Genomic DNA, 17,994 nt, shown 5'->3' on the forward strand with positions numbered 1-17,994 from the left:
AGCGCAGCGATGCGTTGAGCTAACCGATACTAATGAACCGTGAGGCTTAACCTTACAACGCCGAAGCTGTTTTGGCGAAGAGACAGACAATCAAATTTCAGCCTGATACAGATTAACAGAATTTGCCTGGCGGCTTTAGCGCGGTGGTCCCACCTGACCCCATGCCGAACTCAGAAGTGAAACGCCGAAGCGCCGATTGTAGTGTGTGGTCTCCCCATGTGAGAGTAGGGAACTGCCAGGCATCAAATTAAGTAGTAAGCCGGTGCATTAATCCGGTGGTTACAGAAGTATTCGGTGGAGCGGTAGTTCAGTCGGTTAGAATACCTGCCTGTCACGCAGGGGGTCGCGGGTTCGAGTCCCGTCCGTTCCGCCACTTATTAAAAGCCCTGAGCTAACGCTCAGGGCTTTTTTCTTTTCTGTCGTTTAACTATTGCGAAATTAGCAAAAATCCTCTGCGTTTTACGATCTTTTTCGACATAACAACCACAGCGATAATCCTCCTCAGTTTACGAACATAACGATTGAGGAATGATATGACTATCCCTGCACTGGGTCTGGGCACTTTTCGCCTGAAGGACGACGTTGTTATCGCATCTGTTAAAACCGCACTCGAGTTGGGCTATCGCGCTATTGATACGGCGCAGATTTATGACAACGAAGCTGTCGTAGGTCAGGCTATCGAGGAGAGCGGCGTACCGCGCCATGAGCTTTTCATCACCACCAAAATCTGGATTGAGAACCTCAGCAAAGACAAGCTGATCCTAAGCCTGAAGGAAAGTCTGAAAAAGCTGCGTACTGATTATGTTGATCTGACGCTGATCCACTGGCCATCACCTGGCGATGCCGTCTCCGTAGAAGAGTTCATGCAGGCGCTGCTGGAAGCAAAAGAGCAGGGCTTGACGCGTGAAATTGGTATCTCGAATTTCACTATCCCATTGATGGAAAAAGCCATTGCCGCAGTGGGTAAAGAGAATATTGCTACTAACCAGATTGAACTCTCTCCTTACCTGCAAAACCGCAAAGTTGTGGACTGGGCGAAACAGCATGGCATTCACATCACCTCGTACATGACGCTGGCATATGGTAAGGCCCTGAAAGATGAAGTGATTGCACGCATCGCTGAAAAACACAAAGCAACAGCTGCACAGGTGATCCTGGCATGGGCGATAGGTGAAGGATATGCCGTGATCCCGTCTTCAACCAAACGTGAAAACCTGGCAAGTAACCTGTTAGCGTGGGATCTCCAGCTCGATGATGAAGATAAAAAAGCGATCGCTGCACTGGAATGCAACGATCGTCTGGTCAGTCCCGAAGGGTTAGCACCTAACTGGGATTAATAAAAACCCTCCCTCTGTACCCTTAAACCCTCACACAGCTCCTCCGGGAGCTGTTTTTATATGTTCGCTAAGGAAGTCGATAAAAGCGCGTATGCGCGTACTTACTGCTCTGTCACTGTAATACACCGCGCTAAAAGGCATCTCTACAGGTAAGCGTTTGTCAGCCATTAGCTCAACTAGCTGGCCCGCAGCTATTTCCTTATCAATCATATAGTCTGATAAACAGGCGATCCCATTTCCTTCAAGACACAGCTGTTTCAGCGTTTCCCCGCTATTAGACGAAAGTCCGCAGGTGATCTCATGAAGTTGTCCGTCATGACAGGCCACGGGCCAGGTGTTCAGCGAGACAGGCTCCGTAAAGCCCAGGCACAGGTGCTGCTTCAGCTCCTCAACGGTCTCAGGTTTGCCATGCTCTGCAATATATTGCGGTGACGCGATAATTTTGCGGTAGCTGGTGAACAGAGGGCGAGCGCGTAAACTTGAATCCGTCAGGGTTCCCGCGCGGATCGCCACATCAACTTTACGCTCAATCAGGTTAATAAACGTCTCAGAAGAGACCAGAGACAGGGTCATCTCCGGGTAGCGTTCGCGGAAGGGTTTAATCAACGGCATCAGGAAATGCAGCACGACCGGCGTCGCCGCATCTATGCGCAGCAGCCCACGCGGCGTGCTGCGTGATTCCATGATTTCCGTTTCTGCTGCCGCCATCTCCTGCAAAACGGACTGCACGCGTCGAAAATAACGTTCACCTTCTTCCGTCAGGCTGAGCTGCCGCGTTGTTCTGTTGAGCAGACTCACCCCGAGCTTCATCTCCAGCTTTTTCACCGAGCGGCTGATGGCGGAGTTCGCCTGTCCGAGCTGTTCGGCAGCACGGCTGAAGCTGCCGCTTTCAACAACGGCAACGAAGACAGTCAGTTCTTCCGATGTGGCTTTCATTATTGCATCACCTGCAAAATTATATTGAGATTCTAACCATTTTTGTTATTTAAACACTGGCGCATACTGCCTGTCATCTTAATCCTGAAGAGACGGAGTATTTTATGCCACTGGCGCTTCTTGCCCTGACGATCAGTGCCTTCGCAATTGGCACGACCGAATTTGTTATTGTAGGACTTGTTCCTACCATTGCTGAACAACTCGCTATCTCGCTGCCTTCTGCCGGGCTGCTGGTATCTATTTACGCGTTAGGCGTCGCTGTTGGGGCGCCTGTGCTGACCGCACTGACTGGACGCTTTCCACGTAAACAACTGTTAGTTGCCCTGATGGTACTCTTCACCGCCGGCAATATTCTGGCGTGGCAGTCACCGGATTACTCCACGCTGGTCATTGCCCGCCTGCTGACAGGCCTCGCGCACGGTGTCTTCTTCTCCATCGGTTCCACGATTGCAACCAGCCTGGTGCCAAAAGAGAAAGCGGCGTCAGCCATTGCGATTATGTTTGGTGGCTTAACCGTCGCGCTGGTCACCGGCGTGCCGTTAGGAACGTTTATCGGACAACATTTTGGCTGGCGTGAAACCTTCCTCGCGGTATCGCTGTTGGGCGTGATTGCTCTGGTAGCCAGCCTGCTGCTGGTGCCCTCCAGTATTCCAGGGCGCGCGAGCGCCAGCCTGAGCGATCAGGTTAAGGTTCTGACACACCCGCGCCTGCTGCTGATCTATGCCGTTACGGCCCTGGGTTATGGAGGTGTGTTCACTGCGTTCACCTTCCTTGCACCGATGATGCAGGAACTGGCTGGTTTTTCTCCGGGCGCGGTGAGCTGGATTTTACTGGGCTACGGTATCTCCGTCGCAATCGGCAATATCTGGGGCGGCAAGCTTGCGGATAAGCATGGTGCGGTACCGGCGCTGAAATTCATCTTCGCCGCCCTGGTTGCCCTGCTGATGATTTTCCAGTTCACCGCATCGATGCAATACGCCGCGCTGGTAACGGTGTTGGTTATGGGGATATTCGCTTTTGGTAACGTGCCGGGATTGCAGGTATATGTTGTGCAGAAAGCCGAACGTTATACGCCTAATGCGGTGGATGTCGCATCTGGGCTGAATATCGCCGCATTTAATATCGGTATCGCACTCGGTTCGGTTATCGGTGGGCAGGTGGTTGAACATGTTGGATTAACCCAAACGCCATGGATTGGTGCGGTAATTGTGCTAATCGCTTTCCTCCTTATTGGTCTCAGTGGACGGCTTGATAAACCCGCTCGCGTTGCACTTGGATAAGTATCAATAAGTGCTTGCTTACAAAACTGGAAAGCGGTTTCTCAGTAATTGCGTTGAAAGTGTGACCTAAAATCCCTATAACATTAGAACCAGTCCGTTTTCCGGGCTGGTTAATGTTACAGAGGCCGTTTCCAAAAGTGCGAAAAAATACCTATGCCATGCGTTATGTTGCCGGAATGCCTGCGGAGAGGATCTTGCCTCCGGGGTCGTTTGCGAGCCTTAGCCAGGCATTACCAGCGGGCACTCCATTAAGCAGTGACGAAAAAATTCGCGTACTGGTGTGGAACATCTTTAAGCAACAGCGTGCGGAGTGGTTATCCGTACTTCAAAATTTTGGTAAAGATGCGCATCTGGTTCTGTTACAGGAGGCGCAAACCACGCCTGAACTGGTCAGGTTTGCAACGACGAACTATCTTGCAGCCGATCAGGTGCCTGCCTTTGTTCTGCCACAGCATCCTTCCGGGGTGATGACCCTTTCAGCCGCACATCCGGTCTATTGCTGCCCGCTGCGTGAACGTGAGCCGATCCTGCGTCTGGCAAAATCAGCGCTGGTCACGGTCTATCCGTTGCCCGACACCCGTCTGCTGATGGTGGTAAACATTCATGCGGTGAACTTCAGCCTGGGTGTTGATGTGTACAGTAAGCAGTTACTTCCCATCGGCGATCAGATTGCTCATCACAGTGGGCCGATCATTATGGCCGGGGACTTCAATGCCTGGAGCCGTCCGCGTATGAACGCGTTGTACCGCTTCGCGCGTGAAATGTCGCTGCGTGAAGTTCGTTTTAACGATGACCAGCGCAAGAAAGCGTTTGGTCGTCCTCTCGATTTTGTCTTCTATCGGGGTTTAAGCGTGCACGACGCCTCCGTTCTGGTGACGCGCGCCTCCGATCATAATCCTCTACTAGTCGAATTCAGTCCCGGCAAACCTGATAAATAATGGTGCGTCAGGTCTGCCGTGGGGCAGGCCTGTGCGGGTGCTGCCCTTTATTTTTTAACCCATAAAAGGACAGCAACATGACAACAACACACTCCCATCATGACAACGTCGAAAAACAGTTTGGTTCTCAGGCAAGTGCCTACCTGAGCAGTGCCGTACATGCCTCTGGCCGCGATCTGGTACGTCTCGGCGAACGGCTCGCCGCGTTTCCTGACGCGCACGTGCTGGACTTAGGCTGCGGGGCGGGGCACGCCAGTTTTACCGCCGCACAGCAGGTTGCTCAGGTGACGGCGTATGACTTATCGAGCCAGATGCTGGATGTGGTTGCTGAAGCGGCGAAAGCGAAAGGGCTGAATAACGTCACGACGCGCCAGGGCTACGCTGAATCTTTACCCTTTGAGGATGCATCCTTTGAGGCTGTGATTAGCCGTTACTCTGCACACCACTGGCATGATGTGGGGCAGGCATTACGGGAAGTGAAACGCGTGCTCAAACCGGGCGGAATATTCATCATCATGGACGTGATGTCTCCCGGGCATCCGGTACGGAATATCTGGCTCCAGACGGTTGAAGCGCTGCGTGATACCTCGCACGTGCAAAACTACTCCAGTGGAGAGTGGCTTACGTTTATCACCGAAGCTGGCTTGATTTCACGCTCATTGATAACCGACCGTTTGCCGCTGGAGTTCACGTCATGGATTGCACGGATGCGCACACCGGAGGCATTAACTCAGGCGATCCGATTGTATCAGGAGAGTGCCTCTGCTGATGTCAAGGCGTACTTTGAATTGCATGACGATGGTTCGTTTACCAGCGACACCATTATGGCTGAAGCGCAAAAAGCGGGATAAACAAAAAAGGCACCGAGGGGAATCGGTGCCTTTTTAATAAGCGATCGTACTATCAGGAATCTGGCGTAGCGCTGTTTTTCACAAACAACGTCAGCTGGTCGCCAGGTTGCAGGTTGTCAGTATCGTTGTTCCAGCGCATCACATCTTTGATGTTTACGCCGTGACGCTTAGCAATACTGGACAGCGAGTCGCCTTTACGTACGCGATAGGTAATGCTATCGCTGTTTTTAGCGAGACGCTGTGCGCTGCTACCTGCACCTACGGTCAGCGTTTGACCCACTTTCAGACCGGATCCGCGCAGATTATTCCACTGCTGGAGATCTTTCGTATTCACGCCAAGACGTGATGCAATACCTGAAAGCGTATCACCTGAACGCACCTTATAGCTGCGGCTGCTTACAGGCGACGTATCAGCAATCAGCGTAGACTGAACGGCTGCAATTTCACCCGAAGCTAAAGACTCACGTAACTGCTCCGCGTGTTTCTGCGGAACCATCACATAGCGCGGGCCGCTTGCACCCAGCGTGGAGCCTTTAACACCTGCATTAAAGGTTTTAAGCTTACTTACCGACATACCCGTCATATCGGCAACCTGTTGAATATCAACAGGGCTGCTGAGGCGGACACGCGCCAGTGCACGACTTTCGTCTGGTGTTGGCAGTTGTACACCGTAACGTTTGCTGTTCTTGAGAATGTCACTCAGTGCCAGCATTTTCGGTACGTAAATCTTTGTTTCCTGTGGCAGTGAGAGCGACCAGAAGTCTGTGGATTTTCCACGCGCTTTATTCGCTTTCATTGCCTTCAGTACACGACCTTCACCACTGTTATACGCCGCGACAGTCAATAACCAGTCGCCGTCAAACATCTTGTTCAGACGTTGCATCATGTCGAGAGCGGCTGTCGTTGAAGCGACAACATCACGACGCGCATCGTAGTTGCGGGTCTGCTTTAAACCATAATTTCGCCCTGTGCTCGGAATGATCTGCCAGATGCCTGCTGCATTGGCGCCAGACGTCGCGTGCGGGTCAAAAGCGCTCTCCACTATGGGTAGTAGTACCAGTTCCATAGGCATGTTACGTTTCTTAACTTGCCCTGCTATCCAGTACATATACGGCTCTGCCCGTAATGTTACATCGTGGAGATAGCTCTTATTTCTCAAATACTTCTGTTTCTGTTCGCGAATCCGGCTGTTTTCCGGAATTCCCATCTTTAGCTCGTCGCCAATAGAGGCCCACAAGTCTTGTTCCTGCGCGAAGGATGTCCCATCGTCCAACCATCGCGCCTGACTCGTAAACTTCCCTGCTTCCCCTTGACCAGCCGCAGAAAGGCTCTGTGCGTGCTGTTGTACGTTGCTGCCGTTTTGTGACTGGCAACCTACAAGCAGGACAGAGGCGAGTAATATCGCTTTTGCCTTCATGTGTGTGTCAATAGTTGCTTAAAAGACGAGCGATGATAACGGCGAAATTTTGAAAAGGCAACCCGCAATTATCTGAAGTTATCTTTCTTTGACCTTAACCATGCAAATCGCGCTTCAGGTTGTAACAAATTTGTTTCTTGATTAATTTTATTAATTAAATCAACGTCATTCGTTCTTAAAAATAAATTTATTTGTCGCTCATTTTTCAGAATTACGGGGAGTGTTTTTTGGTTTTTTGCACGTAACTCCTTCACTTTCTGGTAATAATCCTGAATCGCCCGATCCTCTGGTAGTACGCTTGCAGCAAACTTCATATTCCCTAATGTATACTCATGTGCGCAACAAATTACGGTGTCGGCTGGCAGCGCATTAATTTTTTGTAAAGATTGATACATCTGTTCTGGCGTGCCTTCAAACAGCCTTCCACAGCCGCCGGAAAACAGCGTGTCGCCACAAAAAAGATAAGGTTTGCTGTAGAAACAGAGATGACCGGAAGTGTGACCTGGCGTAGCAAATACGGAAAACTCGCACCCGAGGATGAGGATACTTTCGCCTTCTTCGACAACTTGCGTCGTACCCTTATCCTGTGTCTCTGCTGGTCCGTAGACGGGAATATGGGGATAGCGCGCAAGGAGATCGGGAACACCGCCGACATGATCGTGATGGTGATGGGTAAGTATGATCGCTTCAGGCTGCCAGTCGTTTTCTTCTATCGCGTGCAGGATCGGTACGGATTCGCCGGGATCAACAATGATGCATCTGCGATCGTCATCGACTAAAACCCAGATGTAATTGTCCTGAAAGGCGGAAATACTGATAAGATTCATGCATTACCTCTTATAGCGTGGCGGGTGTTTTGATGAAACCGGCAAGGATACCTCAGACTGTCGCACCACCGGAACGTTGGGCAGAGTTGCCCTGGGGTGAATATTATCGCGAGGCCTTAGAACTTCAGCTTAAACCCTGGCTCGCGAAAATGTATGGTTTTCACCTGCTTAAGATTGGCAATCTGAGCGCAGAAATCAATACCGAAAGCTGCGCTATCTCGCATCAGGTTAGCGTATCGCTTAATGGCTCCCCGGTTCAGGTGAAGGCTGATCCGCTGCATTTGCCGTTTGCGGAAAAATCCATTGATGCCTGTCTGCTCGCCCATACGCTGCCCTGGTGCAGCGATCCCCATCGTCTGCTGCGGGAAGCCGACCGAGTTTTGATTGATGACGGCTGGCTGATCCTGAGCGGTTTTAATCCGCTGAGTCTGATCGGGCTACGTAAACTGACGCCCGTTCTGCGCCGCACGGCGCCATATAACAGCCGGATGTTTACCATGATGCGCCAGCTGGACTGGCTTTCATTGTTAAATTTCGAAGTGCTGAGCTACGGGGGGTTTCAGGTCATCCCCTGGACGCGTAAAGGCGGGGTCTTATTAAGCACCCATTTACCCGCGCTGGGCTGCATGCAATTTATTGTCGCGCGTAAGAGGACGATCCCACTTACGCTCAACCCAATGAAGCAAAGCAAATCAAAAACGCGGATCCGCCAGACCGTGGGTGCCACGCGGCAGTACAAAAAACCGTGATCAGGATTCAGGTTGATAACCTGCATCCTCATGGGTTGGGTTTGATGCCGCCGCGCGAGCCAGCTCGTCACAGCGTTCGTTTTCAGGGTGACCGGCGTGCCCCTTTACCCACTCCCATTTGATTTCGTGCTGACCGAGGGCGGCATCAAGACGCTTCCAGAGATCGACATTCTTGACGGGTTTTTTCTCTGCCGTTTTCCAGCCGCGCTTTTTCCAGTTGTGGATCCATTGGGTAATGCCCTGGCGAACATACTGGCTGTCGGTACTCAGCACCACGTCACAATGTTCTTTTAAGGCTTCCAGCGCCACGATGGCCGCCATCAACTCCATGCGGTTGTTGGTGGTCAGGAAATAGCCTTCACTAAATGTTTTTTCATGCTGGCGATAGCGCATAATGGCGCCATAGCCGCCGGGCCCTGGGTTACCGAGACAAGATCCATCGGTGAAAATTTCTACCTGTTTACGCATCTCTGGTAGACTTCCTGTATTTGAAACGTTCAGTAAAACGATAAGTCTGACATAAATGACCGCTATGAGCACTGCAATTACTCGCCAGATTGTTCTTGATACCGAAACCACCGGTATGAACCAGATTGGCGCCCACTACGAAGGGCACAAAATCATTGAGATTGGTGCCGTTGAAGTGGTGAACCGTCGTCTTACGGGCAACAACTTCCACGTTTACCTCAAACCCGATCGGCTGGTGGATCCGGAAGCGTTCGGCGTTCACGGGATTGCCGATGAGTTTTTGCTGGATAAGCCCACCTTCGCCGATGTCGCGGATGAATTTCTCGACTACATCAGAGGTGCAGAGCTTGTCATTCATAACGCGTCGTTCGATATCGGCTTTATGGACTATGAGTTCAGCAAGCTCAACCGCGATATTCCAAAGACCAATACGTTCTGTAAAGTCACGGATAGCCTGGCGCTGGCAAGGAAGATGTTTCCCGGCAAGCGTAACAGCCTTGATGCCCTGTGCTCTCGCTATGAGATAGACAACACCAAGCGAACCCTGCACGGCGCATTGCTCGATGCCCAGATCCTGGCCGATGTTTACCTGACCATGACCGGCGGGCAAACGTCGATAAAATTCAGTATGGAAAATGAATCCCAGCAGACGCGGGATGAAGGCGGCATTCAGCGTGTCGTGCGCCAGGCTAATCGCCTGCGGGTTGTTTTAGCCAGTGATGAAGAGCTAATGAACCACGAATCTCGCCTCGATTTAGTGCAGAAGAAGGGCGGAAGCTGTCTGTGGCGTGGATGAAAAAAGGCGGAAACGTTTGTTAAATCGCCGTTTGGGTGATTTTTGCAGCAAACGATTCAAAACCTGAGAAAAAGCGTTGACGAGTTCAGAGGCAAACCGTAATATTCGCCTCGTTCCCCAAACGGGAACAGTGGAGCGGTAGTTCAGTCGGTTAGAATACCTGCCTGTCACGCAGGGGGTCGCGGGTTCGAGTCCCGTCCGTTCCGCCACTATTCAGAAAGCCTGAATCAGAAATGATTCAGGCTTTCGTCGTTTTATACCCCCTAAAAACTCACCTATTCTCATTCTATTTTTATTAACAAAAATTTAATAAACAAAGTGCAACTTATTAACAAATGCACATTATTGGTGCGTAATTCGCACTGTTATTGTGCATTATGTCTCCATCTCACCTTCTGCCCTCATGTTGATATGTAATAATTATGTAAAAATAACTCATAAGAAATCATTTAGTTACCTGTCATTCTTCAGAAAACTCATGAACCAATACGCTATTGGTTCGCTTATTGCTTAATCATTAGCACGATAAGTAGTCCGTCATATCAATAACTTATCGTTAATAAAAATAAAGTCATGATGAAAGCGAGCGAACCAATATGGAAAAACCTTCACGGGTTTTAGCAAATTCCAGCACCGCGCTTGACCAGTTGCGCGGGCTTATCAACCAGCACGAGTCAACACCAGGCACTCCGCTGCCCACTGAACGTGAGCTATCGGAAACACTCGGCGTAGGACGACGCGAAGTGCGTCGCGCGCTGGACGTGCTGGAAGAAGAAGGGCGGATCTGGCGCAAGCAGGGCAAAGGTACCTTCATTGGTCCGGCTGCCCCTGTTGAGCCGTTGGCGCTTCAGGGATTGGTTCAGCAAACCAACCTGCTGGAAGTCATGGAAGCTCGACTACAGCTCGAACCCGGGTTAGCCCGACTTGCGGCACTGCGTGCCACCAGGGAAAACCTCGCGCTCATGCAGCGCATGCTGGAACGCATTGACAAGGTCAGCCCGGATGACCGCGATCTTAACGAACTGTGGGATAGCGCCTTTCATCGCGCCATTGCGGAAGCAGCCGGCAACCGCCTCATGCTAGGGCTTTTCGATGCGATAGATGCCGTCCGCCGGGAGCCCGGCTGGCAGTATTTACGCGAGCTTGCCCGCACCCCCGAACGTGTCGACAACTATAACGACCACCATCACAAAATCATGTCAGCGATTATTCATCGCCAGCCTAATGAAGCAGCCGCCGCCATGCGCGAACACCTGCTCAGCCTGCAAACCGCCCTGATTCAGGCTATCCACCTTGAGGACGATTCCACGCTATGACGACGATACCCTTTAAGGACTCCATGCCCGTACTGCGGCTGCAAAACCTCAACGTTAAATTCGCGGGCTCGCCGGTAAGCGTGCTCGAAGACATCTCGCTGACGGTCAGGGCGGGAGAGACGCTGGCGCTGGTGGGCGAGTCCGGCTGCGGTAAAAGCATCACTTCCCTGGCGCTGATGGGGTTATTGCCTGCCAGCGCCAGGATCGTCAGTGGGGAGATGCACTTCCGCCGCCACGATCTGCGCAAGCTCTCGCCGCGCGAGTATGCCAATCTGCGCGGCAGCGAGCTGGCGATGATATTCCAGGAGCCCATGACCTCGCTCAACCCGGCTTTCACGCTTGGCGATCAGCTCAGTGAAGCGGTGATGCGCCATCAAACGATCTCCCGGGCTGAGGCGATGACGGTTGCGCTACAGATCCTGGAGAAGGTGCAGATCCCGGCCGCAGAGATGCGCCTTAAGGCTTACCCGCATCAGCTTTCCGGCGGTATGCGCCAGCGCGTGATGATTGCGATGGCGCTGATAAACCATCCCAAATTACTGATCGCTGACGAACCCACTACCGCTCTGGACGTGACCATTCAGGCGCAAATTCTCGCTCTGCTCAATACCTTAAAAGAAGAAACGGGCACGGCGGTGCTGATGATCACCCACGATTTAGGCGTGGTGGCCGAAGTGGCACAGCAGGTGGCGGTGATGTATGCCGGCCAGGTAGTAGAGCAGGGAAGCGTCGAGGCGATATTTGCCGACCCGCAGCACCCGTACACAATTGGCCTGATGGGCTCGATCCCCTCCCTTGGCGTACGCAAGGGCCAGCTTTCCACCATTCCCGGATCGGTCCCGCTGCCGGAATCTATGCCTCAGGGCTGCCGCTTCGCCACCCGGTGTCCCTTCGCGCAGACGCGCTGTCATGCTGAAAAACCACCGCTCACTATGCTCGGCACGGGTCATCAGGTTGCCTGCTTCCGCGTGCCGCTGGAACAACACATTGCCCTGGGAGAAATTGCATGACCACGCCCATTCTTGAAGCCCGGGATCTGAGCAAGCTTTTCCCCGGCCCGAAAAAACTGTTTACGCCGGCCCGCTTTGTCACAGCTGTTGACCGCGTTTCACTGTCGGTGCTGCCAGGCGAAACGCTGGCTATTGTCGGCGAATCAGGTTCCGGGAAATCCACCCTCGGCCGTCTGCTGCTGCGCCTGCTGGGCGCCAGCGAAGGGCGCGTATTTTATCAGGGTGAGGAGATCACCCACGCCTCAGGCGCACGTCTGAACCAGCTCCGGCGTGAGCTACAGATCATCTTTCAGGATCCCTTCGCCTCGCTGAACCCGCGCATGACGGTAGAACAGATTGTCGGTGAGCCGCTGTGGCTGCACCAGAACATGAAAAAAGCGGATCGCCAGTACCACGTCGCCGAGCTGCTCAGGACGGTCGGCTTGCCCGCGGCCTGGGCCGGACGTTATCCGCAGGAATTTTCCGGCGGGCAGCGTCAGCGTATCGGCATTGCGCGCGCGCTGGCGTCAGGCCCAAAGCTGCTGCTGGGCGATGAACCGGTTTCCGCACTGGATGTTTCCGTCCAGGCACAGGTGGTCAATTTACTGGAAAGCCTGAAGCACCAGTTGGGGCTAACGATGGTGATCGTCGCCCACGGTCTGGCAGTTATCCGTCATATGAGCGACCGCGTGGCGGTGATGTATCTTGGGCAAATCGTCGAGCTGGCCACCGTCGACGATATCTTCGACGCGCCGCTGCATCCTTATACCCAGGCATTAATTGCCTCTGCGCCGCAAATGCAGCCAGGCGTAGCGCGGGATGCGCCGCTGTTGCAGGGTGATTTACCGAACCCGGCTAATCCGCCCTCCGGCTGCCGTTTCCACACCCGTTGCCCCTATGTTAGCGATGAATGTCGTCAGGTTGAGCCGATTCATCAGGTAATCGACGGCGGACGTCAGGTCGCCTGCCACCGCTGGCAGGAGATTAATCGCGATCGCAGTGTTATACAGATCGCACCGCCATCCGCCGCATTTTTGCGCCGCCGCGCGCTGTTTGAACACGCGGCTACTCACTCCTCCCTTCCTTCAAGGAACTCATGATAATGACAATGCGTAATTCTCTTTTGACCGTACTGGGAAGTGTTATGTTGCTTGGTGCGGCGCTGCCCGCCCATTCTGAAAGCGTGCTGCGAATCGGCCTGGGTGCAGATCCGGACATGCTGGACCCGCATCTGGCGCGTACCTATTATGGCCGCTTCGTCTTTGCCTCCCTGTGTGACCGGCTGGTGGACGTGGACGAGCACCTCAAGGTGGTGCCGGGACTGGCGAAATCCTGGGCGTGGAGCGATGACGGCAAAACGCTGACCCTGGATCTCCGTGAAGGCGTGGCCTTCCACGACGGTGAAAAATTCGATGCCGCCGCCGCGAAATACAACCTCGACCGGGCCCTGACGCTAAAAGGCTCTTTGCGTAAAAGTGAACTCTCTTCTGTTGAGTCGGTGGAGGTCACCGGCCCGATGCAGATAGCCCTGCACCTGAAAACGCCGGATGCCGCACTTCTGATGCAGCTCACCGATCGCGCAGGCGCAATGATGGCGCCGGAAGCCGCGAAAAAAGCCGATTTTGCCGCCCATCCGGTCTGCTCCGGCCCGTATAAATTCGACAGCCGCGTGTCGCAGGACCGCATTGTGCTGACCCGCTTCGACAACTACTGGAACAAAGACGCCTACCACTTCGATAAAATTATCTATCTGCCGATCCCGGATGCCTCCGTGCGCCTGGCGAACCTGCGCGCGGGCGATCTCGACCTGACCGAAGGCATTGCCGCCAGCGACGTCAAAACCGTCGAAGCCGACAGCAAGCTGGCGCTGGCGAAGGTGACGGGCCTCGGATACCAGGGTATCACCTTCAATATTAACAATGGCAAAGTCCCGGCGAACGATCCCTTCAAAGATGCCCGCGTGCGTGAAGCATTTTCCCAGGCCATCGATCGCGATGCTTTAAACCAGGTAGTGTTCGAAGGGCTTTACACTCCGGCAAACCAGGCGTTTTCGCCGGTAAGCCCGTATCACGTCAATTTCCCGGTTCCCCCGCGTGACGTCGACAAAGCCAAAGCGCTGCTGAAAGCCGCAGGCGTCACCGCACCGCTGACCGTCAATCTACTGGTGCCGAACAACCCAACCTCGCAGCAGGTGGGCCAGGTATTGCAGGCGATGGTGGCAGAGGCGGGCTTTAACCTGAACCTGCAAATGACCGAGTTCGCCACGCTGCTGGATCGCCAGCAGAGCGGTGACTACCAGTTGAGCTTCTCCGGCTGGTCGGGTCGCCCGGATCCAGATGGCAGCATCTTCGGCTTTATCAACAGCAAAGGCACCCTCAACGACGGCCGCTACAGCAATGCTCAGGTGGATGAATGGCTAACGCAGGCGCGTCAGAGCACCGATCAGGCCGCCCGCCAGCCGCTGTATGACAAGGTTGTGAAGCAGCTTCAGACCGATATGCCGATTGCATACCTTTACTTCGAACCGCGCATTTTTGGCCTGAACAAGCGCGTGCAGGGCTTTAAAGCGTACCCGGACGGCATTGTGCGTCTGGCTGGCTTAACGCTGGCGAAATAAAACTCCTGAGGAGAACCCATGCTGGAACTGATTTGCAAACGTCTGCTGCTGGCTATACCCACTCTGCTGCTGGTGAGCATGATGGTGTTCGGCCTGCAAAAGCTGCTGCCTGGCGATCCGCTGATTGCCATGGCCGGGGAGGAGCGCGATCCGGCGGTGATCGCCCAGCTGCGTGCTGAGCTGAATCTGGACGCGCCGATCCCCGTGCAGTATTTCAACTGGCTGACGCGCGCGCTGCAAGGCGATCTGGGTGTCTCCTTACGCACTCATGAGCCGGTCACGCAACTGATTGCCAGCAAGCTGCCGGTCACGCTGGAACTGTCGCTGCTGGCGATGATTATCGCGCTGGTGTTTGGTATCAGCATGGGGATCCTCGCGGCGGTGAACAAAAACAGCTGGGTCGATCACGGGGCGAACTTTGTGGCGATCTCGGGGATCTCAATACCGCACTTCTGGCTGGGGATCCTGCTGATTCTGGTCTTTTCAGTAAACCTGCAATGGTTGCCTGCGTCCGGTTATGTGCCGTTCAGTGAAGATCCGATCCAGAACATGCGGACATTGCTGCTGCCCGCGTCCGTGCTCGGAACCGGCCTGGCGGCGACGCTTATGCGCCATACCCGCGCGTCGATGATTGCGGTGCTGAAAGCGGATTACATCCGCACCGCGCGCGCTAAGGGGCTGCTGCCGAAAGCGGTGATCCTGAAGCACGCCTTTCGCAATGCGCTGGTGCCGGTGATCACCCTCACCACGCTGCTGTTCGGCGAGCTGCTGGGCGGGGCGGTGCTGACCGAGCAGGTGTTCACCATTCCGGGCTTCGGCAAAATGATCGTCGACTCGGTGTTCAACCGCGACTACGCGGTGGTGCAGGGCGTAGTGCTGATCGTGGCGATCGGTTTCCTGATGCTCAACCTGCTGGCTGACGTGCTCTACGTCCTTATCAACCCGAAAATGCGAGGTTAATCATGGCGGAACTGACGACGCAAACCGTGGCGCCCGCGCTGCCGCGCGCGCAAAACCGGGTGCTGAAAAAATTCCTCGCCAATAAAAGTGCGGTGATTGGCGCGATTGTGGTGGGCTTTTTTGTGCTGGTGGCGCTGCTGGCGCCGTGGATCGCGCCATTTGACCCGGTCAAAGCTAACTTCCTCGCGGTGCGCAAAGCGCCATCGGCGATGTACTGGTTCGGCACCGACGAGCTGGGGCGCGATATCTTGTCCCGCATTATCTGGGGGGCGAGAACCTCGCTGATGGCGGGCTGTATGTCGGTGGCGATCGCGGTTGTCATCGGCGTGCCGCTGGGGCTGGTGGCGGGTTATTTCCAGAAGATGTGGGACGGGGTGATCTCCCGCTTTATTGAGGCACTGCTGGCCTGTCCATTCCTGATCATGGCGATCGCGCTGGGGGCATTCTTAGGCCCAAGCCTGACGAATGCCATGATCGCTATTGGACTCTCGGCAATGCCGATCTTCGCCCGCCTGACGCGCGGCCAGGTGATCGCCATTCGCAACGAAGAGTACATCGACGGCGCGCGGGCGATTGGCCTGCCGGACCGCTGGATCATCATTAAATACGTTCTGCCCAACGTGATGTCACCTATCCTGGTGCAGGCCACGCTGGCCATTGCCTCGGCGATTATCGCCGAAGCCAGCCTTTCGTTTTTAGGGTTAGGCCAACAGCCGCCGAACCCATCCTGGGGCTCCATGCTCAACACCGCAAAAGGGTTTCTCGAACAGGCGCCGTGGATGTCGGTTTTCCCCGGCGTGGCGATTTTCCTTGCCGTTCAGGGCTTTAATTTACTCGGCGACGGGCTGCGCGATGCGCTCGATCCGCGCCACGACTAAGGAGTCATGATGACCAAAGCGCTCGATTTTACAACCGGTTACGATTCACGACGCCCGCCGATGATGGGCCATAACGCCGTTGCCACCTCGCAGCCGCTGGCGGCACAGGCGGGAATGAAGATGCTACAGCTGGGCGGAAATGCCGTTGATGCGGCGATTGCAACCGCCATGGCGCTGACCGTTGTCGAGCCGACCGGCAACGGCATCGGCAGCGATGCTTTTGCCATTGTCTGGGACGGTGAAAAACTTCACGGTCTGAATGCGTCCGGTCGTTCGCCAGCCAGCTGGCATGCGGATCTGTTTGCCGGAAAAACCGCCGTACCGGAAATCGGCTGGGACGCGGTGACCGTGCCGGGTGCGGTGTCGGGCTGGGTGGCGCTGGCTGAACGTTTTGGCACGCTGCCGCTGACCACGCTCGCGCAGCCAGCCATTGATTACGCGCGTAACGGTTTCCCGGTCTCGCCGCTGATCGGCCATCTCTGGCAGCGCGGCTACAACAAGCTGAAAGATCAGCCCGGGTTTAGTGCCTGCTTTGCGCCGGAAGGCCGCGCGCCGCGCGTGGGGGAGATCTTCCGTAACCCGGCGCAGGCGAACTCACTGGAGCTGATCGCCAAAACCAACGGCGACGCGTTTTACCGTGGCGAACTGGCGCAGAAAATTGCCGCCTTCGCCAAAGCACATGGTGCACACCTGACCGAAGCAGACCTGGCGAATCACCGTGTGGACTGGGTGGAACTGCTATCGCGCGACTTCGCGGGCGGTTCGGTGCAGGAATTGCCGCCAAACGGTCAGGGGATCGCCACCCTGATTGCGCTCGGCATTCTGGAGCAGTGCGGCATCGAGAAACATCACCCGGATTCCGTGCAGGGGCTGCACCTCTCTATAGAGGCAATGAAGCTGGCGCTGGCGGATCTCGATCGCTACGTTGCGGATGAAGAGCATATGGAGTTTGCCGCCAAAGCGCTGCTGAGCGACCATTATCTGAAGTCGCGCGCCGCGCTTATCAACCACGATAAAGCCTCTGATTTTGTGTACGGATCGCCGACGCAGAGTGGGACGGTTTACCTCAGCGCAGCGGATTCCAGCGGGATGATGATCTCCTTTATTCAGTCTAATTTTATGGGCTTCGGTTCAGGGATCGTGGTGCCGGATACGGGGATCAGCCTGCAAAACCGCGGCTGCGGCTTTGTACTCGATCCCAAACACCCGAACGCGCTGGCGGGCAGCAAGCGTCCTTTCCACACCATCATTCCGGGCTTTGCGATGGACGGTAACGGCAAACCGCTGATGTCCTTCGGCGTGATGGGCGGCCCGATGCAGGCGCAGGGGCACATGCAGATGGCGCTTCGCATTATGCTGCACGGGCAAAACCCGCAAGCGGCGATTGACGCCCCGCGCTGGCGCGTGGTGCAGGGCAGGGAAGTGGTTGTTGAATCGACCTTCGATCGCAATACCATCGCGGCGCTGCGCGAGCGCGGACACCAGATAGTGGTGGAAGATCCGCTCCAGGATTACAATTTTGGCGGCGCGCAGGTGATTTACCGTATGCCGGAAGGGCACTACGTGGCTGCGACGGAGAGCCGCAAAGACGGGCAGGCGTTGGTGAGTTGATTTGTAGGCCGGGTAAGGCGCAGC

At 54.7% G+C, this 17,994-nt stretch carries 17 protein-coding genes, 2 tRNA genes and 1 rRNA gene; 16 read left to right on the top strand and 4 right to left on the bottom strand.

The genetic code is table 11. The annotated features are described in order from the left end of the window. Window positions 1-125 precede the first annotated feature (125 nt). The 3 genes from rrf to dkgB all read left to right on the top strand — a co-directional run bounded on the left by rrf (window position 126) and on the right by dkgB (window position 1,337). Window positions 126-241, top strand: a 5S ribosomal RNA gene (rrf, locus tag ACOT1A_RS19205). A gap of 55 nt (window positions 242-296) precedes the next feature. Further along, window positions 297-373: transfer RNA gene (locus ACOT1A_RS19210), tRNA-Asp, on the top strand. A 160-nt stretch (window positions 374-533) separates the two neighbouring features. Further along, window positions 534-1,337 (top strand): 2,5-didehydrogluconate reductase DkgB, encoded by an 804-nt coding sequence (gene dkgB / locus ACOT1A_RS19215; RefSeq protein WP_276170310.1) that lies wholly within the window; start codon window positions 534-536, stop codon window positions 1,335-1,337. Between the two features lie 30 nt (window positions 1,338-1,367). Here the strand turns inward: dkgB and yafC are convergent, their stop codons facing one another. Then, window positions 1,368-2,273 (bottom strand): DNA-binding transcriptional regulator YafC, encoded by a 906-nt coding sequence (yafC, locus tag ACOT1A_RS19220; protein WP_022647124.1) that lies wholly within the window; start codon window positions 2,271-2,273, stop codon window positions 1,368-1,370. A gap of 104 nt (window positions 2,274-2,377) precedes the next feature. On the opposite strand from yafC, the gene ACOT1A_RS19225 reads away from it, so the two are divergent. The 3 genes from ACOT1A_RS19225 to ACOT1A_RS19235 all read left to right on the top strand — a co-directional run bounded on the left by ACOT1A_RS19225 (window position 2,378) and on the right by ACOT1A_RS19235 (window position 5,342). Next, a complete protein-coding gene (locus tag ACOT1A_RS19225; RefSeq protein ID WP_022647125.1) occupies window positions 2,378-3,553 on the top strand; it encodes an MFS transporter in 1,176 nt (391 codons plus the stop codon). A gap of 137 nt (window positions 3,554-3,690) precedes the next feature. Then, complete coding sequence (locus ACOT1A_RS19230) at window positions 3,691-4,491, top strand: endonuclease/exonuclease/phosphatase family protein (protein WP_032621812.1); 801 nt, start codon at window positions 3,691-3,693, stop codon at window positions 4,489-4,491. 77 nt (window positions 4,492-4,568) lie between these two features. Next, on the top strand, window positions 4,569-5,342 hold the full coding sequence (locus ACOT1A_RS19235; RefSeq protein WP_022647127.1) for a class I SAM-dependent methyltransferase: 774 nt from the start codon (window positions 4,569-4,571) through the stop codon (window positions 5,340-5,342). Between the two features lie 52 nt (window positions 5,343-5,394). Here ACOT1A_RS19235 and mltD read toward each other — a convergent pair whose 3' ends face one another. Further along, a complete protein-coding gene (gene mltD, locus ACOT1A_RS19240; RefSeq protein ID WP_022647128.1) occupies window positions 5,395-6,759 on the bottom strand; it encodes a murein transglycosylase D in 1,365 nt (454 codons plus the stop codon). A 68-nt stretch (window positions 6,760-6,827) separates the two neighbouring features. Then, a complete protein-coding gene (gene gloB, locus ACOT1A_RS19245) occupies window positions 6,828-7,586 on the bottom strand; it encodes a hydroxyacylglutathione hydrolase (RefSeq protein WP_276170309.1) in 759 nt (252 codons plus the stop codon). Between the two features lie 32 nt (window positions 7,587-7,618). Here gloB and ACOT1A_RS19250 point away from each other — a divergent pair, with 32 nt between their 5' ends. Then, window positions 7,619-8,335 carry a class I SAM-dependent methyltransferase gene (locus ACOT1A_RS19250; RefSeq protein ID WP_023299381.1) on the top strand — a complete coding sequence of 239 codons (717 nt, stop codon included), beginning with the start codon at window positions 7,619-7,621 and terminating at the stop codon, window positions 8,333-8,335. On the opposite strand, the gene rnhA is transcribed toward ACOT1A_RS19250, so the two are convergent. Then, window positions 8,336-8,914 carry a ribonuclease HI gene (gene rnhA, locus ACOT1A_RS19255; protein WP_160840538.1) on the bottom strand — a complete coding sequence of 193 codons (579 nt, stop codon included), beginning with the start codon at window positions 8,912-8,914 and terminating at the stop codon, window positions 8,336-8,338. On the opposite strand from rnhA, the gene dnaQ reads away from it, so the two are divergent. The 9 genes from dnaQ (at window position 8,868) to ACOT1A_RS19300 (ending at window position 17,970) form a co-directional block, all read left to right on the top strand. Continuing rightward, window positions 8,868-9,599, top strand: a complete 732-nt coding sequence (dnaQ, locus tag ACOT1A_RS19260) for a DNA polymerase III subunit epsilon (protein ID WP_072201000.1) — start codon at window positions 8,868-8,870, stop codon at window positions 9,597-9,599. The two genes, rnhA and dnaQ, sit on opposite strands and share 47 nt — an antisense overlap. 132 nt (window positions 9,600-9,731) lie before the next feature. Beyond that, window positions 9,732-9,808, top strand: a tRNA-Asp gene (locus ACOT1A_RS19265). Between the two features lie 387 nt (window positions 9,809-10,195). Beyond that, a complete protein-coding gene (locus ACOT1A_RS19270; protein ID WP_022647132.1) occupies window positions 10,196-10,915 on the top strand; it encodes a FadR/GntR family transcriptional regulator in 720 nt (239 codons plus the stop codon). Further along, a complete protein-coding gene (locus ACOT1A_RS19275) occupies window positions 10,912-11,925 on the top strand; it encodes an ABC transporter ATP-binding protein (RefSeq protein WP_046620616.1) in 1,014 nt (337 codons plus the stop codon). The genes ACOT1A_RS19270 and ACOT1A_RS19275 overlap by 4 nt, the downstream gene beginning before the upstream one ends. Further along, window positions 11,922-13,004, top strand: coding sequence for an ABC transporter ATP-binding protein (locus ACOT1A_RS19280; RefSeq protein WP_105323030.1), 1,083 nt, complete (start codon window positions 11,922-11,924; stop codon window positions 13,002-13,004). The genes ACOT1A_RS19275 and ACOT1A_RS19280 overlap by 4 nt, the downstream gene beginning before the upstream one ends. Window positions 13,005-13,006: 2 nt before the next feature. Next, window positions 13,007-14,521 (top strand): ABC transporter substrate-binding protein, encoded by a 1,515-nt coding sequence (locus ACOT1A_RS19285; protein WP_176690890.1) that lies wholly within the window; start codon window positions 13,007-13,009, stop codon window positions 14,519-14,521. A gap of 18 nt (window positions 14,522-14,539) precedes the next feature. Then, a complete protein-coding gene (locus ACOT1A_RS19290; RefSeq protein WP_058646002.1) occupies window positions 14,540-15,481 on the top strand; it encodes an ABC transporter permease in 942 nt (313 codons plus the stop codon). A gap of 2 nt (window positions 15,482-15,483) precedes the next feature. After that, window positions 15,484-16,359: an ABC transporter permease gene (locus tag ACOT1A_RS19295; protein WP_022647137.1), complete on the top strand. Its 876-nt coding sequence runs from the start codon at window positions 15,484-15,486 to the stop codon at window positions 16,357-16,359. A 9-nt stretch (window positions 16,360-16,368) separates the two neighbouring features. Then, complete coding sequence (locus tag ACOT1A_RS19300) at window positions 16,369-17,970, top strand: gamma-glutamyltransferase family protein (protein ID WP_032624798.1); 1,602 nt, start codon at window positions 16,369-16,371, stop codon at window positions 17,968-17,970. Window positions 17,971-17,994: the final 24 nt, after the last annotated feature.

The organism is Enterobacter cloacae complex sp. SYL003 (assembly GCF_049236925.1).
In the GTDB taxonomy this organism is placed as follows: Bacteria; Pseudomonadota; Gammaproteobacteria; order Enterobacterales; family Enterobacteriaceae; genus Enterobacter; species Enterobacter intestinihominis.

Excerpts from the sequence above, each read along its gene's own strand:
- ACOT1A_RS19235 (WP_022647127.1), top strand. The coding sequence starts at position 4,569 with ATGACAACAACACACTCCCATCATGACAACGTCGAAAAACAGTTTGGT.
- ACOT1A_RS19270 (WP_022647132.1), top strand. The coding sequence starts at position 10,196 with ATGGAAAAACCTTCACGGGTTTTAGCAAATTCCAGCACCGCGCTTGAC.
- ACOT1A_RS19225 (WP_022647125.1), top strand. The coding sequence starts at position 2,378 with ATGCCACTGGCGCTTCTTGCCCTGACGATCAGTGCCTTCGCAATTGGC.
- ACOT1A_RS19285 (WP_176690890.1), top strand. The coding sequence starts at position 13,007 with ATGACAATGCGTAATTCTCTTTTGACCGTACTGGGAAGTGTTATGTTG.
- ACOT1A_RS19300 (WP_032624798.1), top strand. The coding sequence starts at position 16,369 with ATGACCAAAGCGCTCGATTTTACAACCGGTTACGATTCACGACGCCCG.
- ACOT1A_RS19295 (WP_022647137.1), top strand. The coding sequence starts at position 15,484 with ATGGCGGAACTGACGACGCAAACCGTGGCGCCCGCGCTGCCGCGCGCG.
- ACOT1A_RS19290 (WP_058646002.1), top strand. The coding sequence starts at position 14,540 with ATGCTGGAACTGATTTGCAAACGTCTGCTGCTGGCTATACCCACTCTG.
- dkgB (WP_276170310.1), top strand. The coding sequence starts at position 534 with ATGACTATCCCTGCACTGGGTCTGGGCACTTTTCGCCTGAAGGACGAC.
- dnaQ (WP_072201000.1), top strand. The coding sequence starts at position 8,868 with ATGAGCACTGCAATTACTCGCCAGATTGTTCTTGATACCGAAACCACC.
- gloB (WP_276170309.1), bottom strand. The coding sequence starts at position 7,586 with ATGAATCTTATCAGTATTTCCGCCTTTCAGGACAATTACATCTGGGTT.
- ACOT1A_RS19250 (WP_023299381.1), top strand. The coding sequence starts at position 7,619 with ATGAAACCGGCAAGGATACCTCAGACTGTCGCACCACCGGAACGTTGG.
- yafC (WP_022647124.1), bottom strand. The coding sequence starts at position 2,273 with ATGAAAGCCACATCGGAAGAACTGACTGTCTTCGTTGCCGTTGTTGAA.
- ACOT1A_RS19280 (WP_105323030.1), top strand. The coding sequence starts at position 11,922 with ATGACCACGCCCATTCTTGAAGCCCGGGATCTGAGCAAGCTTTTCCCC.
- mltD (WP_022647128.1), bottom strand. The coding sequence starts at position 6,759 with ATGAAGGCAAAAGCGATATTACTCGCCTCTGTCCTGCTTGTAGGTTGC.
- ACOT1A_RS19275 (WP_046620616.1), top strand. The coding sequence starts at position 10,912 with ATGACGACGATACCCTTTAAGGACTCCATGCCCGTACTGCGGCTGCAA.